Consider the following 6,471-nt stretch of genomic DNA (forward strand, 5'->3'; position numbering starts at 1 on the left):
TGTAAATAGACCCGTTTTAGTTCCATGCATTTTTTGAGAGCCCGGCCAAATAATGGTGCTGTCGGTATTCCTCCGGTGTCATATTGTTCAGTGATTCATGCGGGCGTTCACAGTTATATTCTGACAACCATTTTTCCGTGATTTCCCGCACTTCACTCAGCGTTCTGAACAGATAAAAATCGAGTATTTCTGTACGGTATGTCCGGTTAAAGCGCTCAATGAAAGCGTTCTGCGTCGGCTTACCTGGCTGGATAAACTCCAGTTTTACTGCATGTTTCTCTGCCCATTCGGCCAGTGCCAGAGAGATAAATTCCGGACCATTATCCATGCGCAGCATGACCGGATACCCGCGATTTGCCGCGATCCTGTCGAGTACACGGACCACTCGCTGAGCTGGCAGATTCAGATCGATTTCAATCGACAACGCCTCACGGTTAAAGTCATCAACGACATTGAACGTGCGAAAACGACGGCCACAGACCAGGGCATCATGCATAAAATCGACAGACCAGCTCTGGTTCAGCGCTTCCGGCGTGGCCAGTGGCGAAGGATTACGCACCGGCAACCGCTGTTTGCCCTTACGGCGAAAATTCAGTTTCAGCAGACAGTAAATACGGTGGATCCTTTTGTGATTCCACGGGTGTCCCTGCCGCCTCAGAACCTGAAAAAGTTTCGGAAAACCGTATCGTGGGTATCGCTCGGCCACTGCCTGCAACGCGACAATAACGGGTTCGTCACGCGTGGTGTCCGGACGGTAATGGTAAACCGTTCTGCTCAGGTTAAGACTCCGGCAGGCCTGACGGATACTGAGTCCAAATGTCGTTATCAGATGAGAGACCTGCTCACGCTTAAAGGCTGGTTTTAAAGCTTTTTTTCGATAACGTCTTTCAGCGCCCGGTTCTCAAGGCTCAGGTCGGCAAACATCTGTTTGAGACGTCGGTTCTCGTCCTCAAGATCCTTGATCTTTTTAATATCAGAAGCCTCCATGCCGCCGTATCTGGACTTCCAGTTGTAGTAGGTGGCTTCAGAGATACCGGCCTCCCGGCAGACATCGTTAACAGTTCGTCCGGCTTCAACCGACTTAATCACAGCGATGATCTGATGCTCAGTAAAACGGGCTTTACGCATAGCGATCTCCTTCGTTGGCAGATTGATTATGCCGGATGATCTCTAAATGTGGATGGCACGATTATGCGGGATACTTACACAGCGTGCCGCCTTATCCGGCCAGCGTCTGTTATTACCGGATACAGCGCCTGTAAACCTTATTCTGCCTGTGATTGCAGCCTCATCGGTTGCAAAGCAACATCCTAAGCTTCCATAACACAAGCCATCCCGCTGCATATACGGTAAACTAAGCGCGATTTTGCATCAGGAAAGCGTCTATGAATCACTCCCTTAAAGCCTGGAACACCTTCGGTATCGATCAACAAGCTAATGTGCTTGTCTGTGCTGAAAATGCGCAACAACTACTAAATGCCTGGCAATCAGCCAATGCATCACATCATCCAGTGCTAATCCTGGGCGAAGGGAGTAACGTCCTGTTTCTTGATGCCTTCCATGGAACGGTGATCGTCAACCGTATCAAGGGAATAGCGATTACAGAACAACCTGATGCGTGGCATTTGCACGTAGGCGCTGGTGAAAACTGGCATCATCTGGTAGAGCATACGCTGCAGCAAAGCATGCCCGGACTGGAAAATCTGGCGCTGATCCCCGGCTGCGTGGGTTCATCGCCGATCCAGAATATTGGTGCCTATGGCGTAGAACTGCGGCGCGTCTGTGAATATGTGGACTGCGTAGAGCTTTCGACCGGCAAACATCTGCGCGTCAGCGCCGCAGAATGCCGATTTGGTTACCGTGACAGTATCTTCAAACATGAGTACCAGGATCGTTTCGCGATTGTAGCTGTTGGTCTGCGCTTACCTAAACAGTGGCAACCCGTTCTCACATACGGTGACCTGACGCGTCTTGATCCTGCCACGGTAACGCCTCGGCAGGTTTTTGATTCTGTTTGCCATATGCGCACCACAAAACTGCCCGATCCAAAAGTAAACGGGAATGCGGGGAGTTTCTTTAAAAACCCGGTTGTCACCGCGGACATTGCGCAGGAGCTCCTGGTGAAATTCCCGACTGCACCTCATTACCCGCAGGCTGATGGCTCTGTGAAACTGGCTGCTGGCTGGCTTATCGATCAATGTCAGCTAAAAGGCATGCGCATTGGTGGCGCAGCGGTACATCAGCAGCAGGCACTGGTGCTGATCAATGCAGGCCATGCGACGAGTCAGGATGTGGTGCAACTGGCGCATCACGTACGCCAAAAAGTCGGTGAGAAATTCAATGTCTGGCTTGAACCGGAAGTCCGGTTTATTGGCCCACTGGGTGAAGTGAATGCCGTGGAGATCGTTGCATGAAGGATAATACCGTCCCCCTGACGCTTATTTCATTATTAGCCGATGGCGAATTTCACTCTGGTGAGCAACTCGGTGAAAAGCTGGGAATGAGCCGTGCGGCAATCAATAAACATGTCCAGACGCTACGTGACTGGGGTGTTGATGTATTTACTGTCCCTGGTAAAGGATACAGCTTACCTGAACCTATCCAGCTATTAGATTCATCACTTATTTATTCTCAGCTGGATGGCGGGAATATAACGGTCCTGCCGGTTATCGACTCAACCAATCAGTACCTTATGGATCGAATTGGTCAACTGGAGTCAGGGGATGCCTGCGTCGCTGAGTATCAGCAGGCCGGTCGTGGTCGTCGTGGACGTAAATGGTTCTCTCCCTTTGGCGCCAATCTGTACCTTTCAATGTTCTGGCGACTGGAACAAGGACCGGCAGCCGCGATTGGCCTGAGCCTGGTGATTGGTATTGTCATGGCTGAGGTTTTACGCGATCTGGGCGCGGATAAAGTACGTGTTAAATGGCCGAACGACCTCTATTTGCTCGACCGTAAACTGGCAGGGATCCTGGTTGAACTCACCGGAAAAACGGGCGATGCCGCACAGATTGTTATTGGGGCGGGTATAAACATGTCTATGCGTCGGGTTGAGGAGAATGTGGTTAATCAAGGCTGGATTAATCTGCAGGAAGCGGGTATTACCATTGACCGCAATACTCTGGCTGCCCGGCTGATCCGAGAGCTGCGCGCTGCCCTGGTACTGTTTGAGCATGAGGGCCTGGCGCCGTATTTGTCCCGCTGGAGGGCGCTGGATAACTTTATCGACCGTCCCGTTAAACTCATTATTGGTGATAAAGAAATATTTGGCGTATCTCGTGGAATAGATGCGCAAGGTGCATTACTACTCGAACAAAATGGCGTGATAAAAGCCTGGATGGGTGGGGAAATATCGCTTAGAAGCGCTGAATAATAAGAAGGGGAGCTATGGCTCCCCTTTATTTTTTATTTTCGTAATCTGACTTGCTCAACGGCATGATTGGCGCTTTTCGTCATGATTAAGCTGGCTCGCTCACGCGTTGGTAAAATATTCTGTTTTAAATTCAACCAGTTGATTTCTTTCCATAGCGATGTAGCAGTGTTGATTGCCTCGTCTTCCGACAATTTCGCATAGTTATGGAAATAAGAGTCTGGGTTGGTAAAGGCCCCTTCGCGGAATTTCAGGAAGCGGTTGATATACCACGTCTGGAGTAATTCTTCTGGCGCATCAACATAAATAGAAAAGTCGACAAAGTCAGAAACAAATACATGATGTGGATCGTGAGGATAGTCCATCCCGCTTTGTAATACATTGAGCCCTTCGAGGATTAATATGTCGGGCTGGGCAACGGTTTTGTCGCCATCAGGGATCACATCATAGATCAGATGAGAATAGACCGGTGCTGTAACGTTGGGGACGCCAGACTTTAAATCGGAAACGAATTTAACCAGACGGTGCATATCATAGGACTGAGGAAAGCCTTTCTTCTTCATGAGCCCACGATCTTTCAACACCTGGTTAGGATGAAGAAAACCGTCAGTAGTGATCAGCTCAACCTTACGATGCTCGGGCCAGCGACTCAGCAACGCTTGCAACACACGTGCAGTCGTACTTTTGCCGACGGCGACGCTGCCAGCAATGCTAATAATATAAGGAATACGCTCGCCGTTGGTGCCTAAAAATTGCTCCAGCACAGCCTGACGCCGCAGGTTCGAACTGATGTAAAAATTTAGCAAACGCGATAATGGCAAATAAATCTCAGCAACTTCTTCCAGCGATAAGTCTTCGTTAATGCCTTTCAGACGAGCAATCTCTTCCTCGGTCAGAGTCATCGGCACGGAATCACGAAGCGCAGCCCACTGGTTGCGATCAAACTGTAGGTAAGGCGACGTTAACGCTTGCTCTTTTATACTCATACGCATGGTCTGGCTGTCATTGCTATATCAGGTCTGCGGTAAAAAACGAAATCATCCCCGGTACGCAATGGCACGCACATTTCAGTTAATTTGGACAATGGGCAGGAGGGTAACACCAGATGGGAGGGAATAATAAGAAAAAATCGTCCCCTGAAACGCAATGTGACGGCTATTCCAGATGTATAAAGATGCACTTTCTCTCTATTGATAACGGCATGCTGGAGCAAAATGCCTTCTGGGAGCGCGGCTGACGTTGGAAATTTGTTCAATTCGAAGAAGGAATAGATTATTTATCGGTCGTATAGCGCAAAATGTGAGCGATAGAACATTTTATGCAATTTTTTAGTTGCATGAGTGCGCATGTCTCCATAAAATGCGCGCTACTTGATGCCGACTTAGCTCAGTAGGTAGAGCAACTGACTTGTAATCAGTAGGTCACCAGTTCGATTCCGGTAGTCGGCACCATCAAGTCCGGTGGGGTTCCCGAGCGGCCAAAGGGAGCAGACTGTAAATCTGCCGTCACAGACTTCGAAGGTTCGAATCCTTCCCCCACCACCACTTTCTGGCAGCGTTATCGCCGCCTGAGTTGGTTAAAAAATTAATCAGCTCGAATAAAAAAGAGAGAAATCTCTTTTTTATTACAGAAAGAACTGGGTAGCCGAGTTTCAGGATGCGGGCATCGTATAATGGCTATTACCTCAGCCTTCCAAGCTGATGATGCGGGTTCGATTCCCGCTGCCCGCTCCAGACGTGCTGATATGGCTCAGTTGGTAGAGCGCACCCTTGGTAAGGGTGAGGTCCCCAGTTCGACTCTGGGTATCAGCACCACTTCACTTCTCCTTCCCGTTTCTCTCTGTTTACTTTTAAAAGCATTCAACAGCTCAGGCATATGGCCTGGTTGATGTGGTGATATCACCGATTTATCCGTGTCTTAGAGGGACAATCGATGTCTAAAGAAAAATTTGAACGTACAAAACCGCACGTTAACGTCGGTACTATCGGCCACGTTGACCATGGTAAAACAACGCTGACCGCTGCAATCACTACCGTACTGGCTAAAACCTACGGCGGTGCTGCTCGTGCATTCGACCAGATCGATAACGCGCCGGAAGAAAAAGCTCGTGGTATCACCATCAACACCTCTCACGTTGAATATGACACCCCGACTCGCCACTACGCACACGTAGACTGCCCGGGCCACGCCGACTATGTTAAAAACATGATCACCGGTGCTGCGCAGATGGACGGCGCGATCCTGGTTGTTGCTGCGACTGACGGCCCGATGCCGCAGACTCGTGAGCACATCCTGCTGGGTCGTCAGGTAGGCGTTCCGTACATCATCGTGTTCCTGAACAAATGCGACATGGTTGATGACGAAGAGCTGCTGGAACTGGTAGAAATGGAAGTTCGTGAACTTCTGTCTCAGTACGATTTCCCGGGCGACGACACTCCGATCGTTCGTGGTTCTGCTCTGAAAGCGCTGGAAGGCGAAGCAGAGTGGGAAGCGAAAATCATCGAACTGGCTGGCTTCCTGGATTCTTACATCCCGGAACCAGAGCGTGCGATTGACAAGCCGTTCCTGCTGCCTATCGAAGACGTATTCTCCATCTCCGGTCGTGGTACCGTTGTTACCGGTCGTGTAGAGCGCGGTATCATCAAAGTTGGTGAAGAAGTTGAAATCGTTGGTATCAAAGAGACTGCTAAGTCTACCTGTACTGGCGTTGAAATGTTCCGCAAACTGCTGGACGAAGGCCGTGCTGGTGAGAACGTTGGTGTTCTGCTGCGTGGTATCAAACGTGAAGAAATCGAACGTGGTCAGGTACTGGCTAAGCCGGGCTCTATCAAGCCGCACACCAAGTTCGAATCTGAAGTGTACATTCTGTCCAAAGACGAAGGCGGCCGTCATACTCCGTTCTTCAAAGGCTACCGTCCGCAGTTCTACTTCCGTACTACTGACGTGACTGGTACCATCGAACTGCCGGAAGGCGTTGAGATGGTAATGCCGGGCGACAACATCAAAATGGTTGTTACCCTGATCCACCCAATCGCGATGGACGACGGTCTGCGTTTCGCAATCCGTGAAGGCGGCCGTACTGTTGGTGCGGGCGTTGTTGC

Annotated in this window: 5 protein-coding genes, 4 tRNA genes and 1 pseudogene; 7 read left to right on the forward strand and 3 right to left on the reverse strand. The window is 50.0% G+C overall.

Annotated features, from left to right (window positions below; genetic code table 11):
• Positions 1-16: 16 nt before the first annotated feature.
• Positions 17-1,128 (reverse strand): IS3 family transposase gene (locus OGV93_RS04410; protein WP_103928102.1). Its coding sequence is split into 2 segments (ribosomal slippage): positions 17-867 and positions 867-1,128, totalling 1,113 coding nucleotides; the frame shifts between segments, so codons are not numbered across the junction.
• A 257-nt stretch (positions 1,129-1,385) separates the two neighbouring features.
• Here OGV93_RS04410 and murB point away from each other — a divergent pair.
• Both murB and birA read left to right on the forward strand, forming a co-directional pair.
• Positions 1,386-2,414, forward strand: coding sequence for a UDP-N-acetylmuramate dehydrogenase (gene murB, locus OGV93_RS04415; RefSeq protein ID WP_047359268.1), 1,029 nt, complete (start codon positions 1,386-1,388; stop codon positions 2,412-2,414).
• On the forward strand, positions 2,411-3,373 hold the full coding sequence (gene birA / locus OGV93_RS04420; protein WP_047359269.1) for a bifunctional biotin--[acetyl-CoA-carboxylase] ligase/biotin operon repressor BirA: 963 nt from the start codon (positions 2,411-2,413) through the stop codon (positions 3,371-3,373). The genes murB and birA overlap by 4 nt, the downstream gene beginning before the upstream one ends.
• Before the next feature lie 32 nt (positions 3,374-3,405).
• Here the strand turns inward: birA and coaA are convergent, their stop codons facing one another.
• On the reverse strand, positions 3,406-4,356 hold the full coding sequence (gene coaA, locus OGV93_RS04425; protein ID WP_003031107.1) for a type I pantothenate kinase: 951 nt from the start codon (positions 4,354-4,356) through the stop codon (positions 3,406-3,408).
• Between the two features lie 289 nt (positions 4,357-4,645).
• Positions 4,646-4,726 (reverse strand): annotated as a pseudogene (locus OGV93_RS04430) (hypothetical protein); the annotation flags it as partial.
• Positions 4,727-4,745: 19 nt separating this feature from the next.
• Between OGV93_RS04430 and OGV93_RS04435 the strand changes: the two are divergent.
• From OGV93_RS04435 to tuf, 5 genes are all read left to right on the forward strand, one after another.
• Positions 4,746-4,821 (forward strand) — tRNA-Thr (locus OGV93_RS04435).
• An 8-nt stretch (positions 4,822-4,829) separates the two neighbouring features.
• Positions 4,830-4,914 (forward strand) — tRNA-Tyr (locus OGV93_RS04440).
• 114 nt (positions 4,915-5,028) lie between these two features.
• Positions 5,029-5,103 (forward strand) — tRNA-Gly (locus OGV93_RS04445).
• Between the two features lie 5 nt (positions 5,104-5,108).
• Positions 5,109-5,184 (forward strand) — tRNA-Thr (locus OGV93_RS04450).
• 118 nt (positions 5,185-5,302) lie between these two features.
• Positions 5,303-6,471, forward strand: a 1,169-nt coding sequence (gene tuf / locus OGV93_RS04455; RefSeq protein ID WP_049014834.1) for an elongation factor Tu, incomplete at its 3' end; no start/stop codon positions are given.

Source organism: Citrobacter sp. Cb031, assembly GCF_030336725.1.
Classification (GTDB): Bacteria; Pseudomonadota; Gammaproteobacteria; order Enterobacterales; family Enterobacteriaceae; genus Citrobacter; species Citrobacter braakii.

Coding starts and splice junctions, on each gene's coding strand:
- murB (WP_047359268.1), top strand. CDS start 1,386: ATGAATCACTCCCTTAAAGCCTGGAACACCTTCGGTATCGATCAACAA.
- birA (WP_047359269.1), top strand. CDS start 2,411: ATGAAGGATAATACCGTCCCCCTGACGCTTATTTCATTATTAGCCGAT.
- coaA (WP_003031107.1), bottom strand. CDS start 4,356: ATGAGTATAAAAGAGCAAGCGTTAACGTCGCCTTACCTACAGTTTGAT.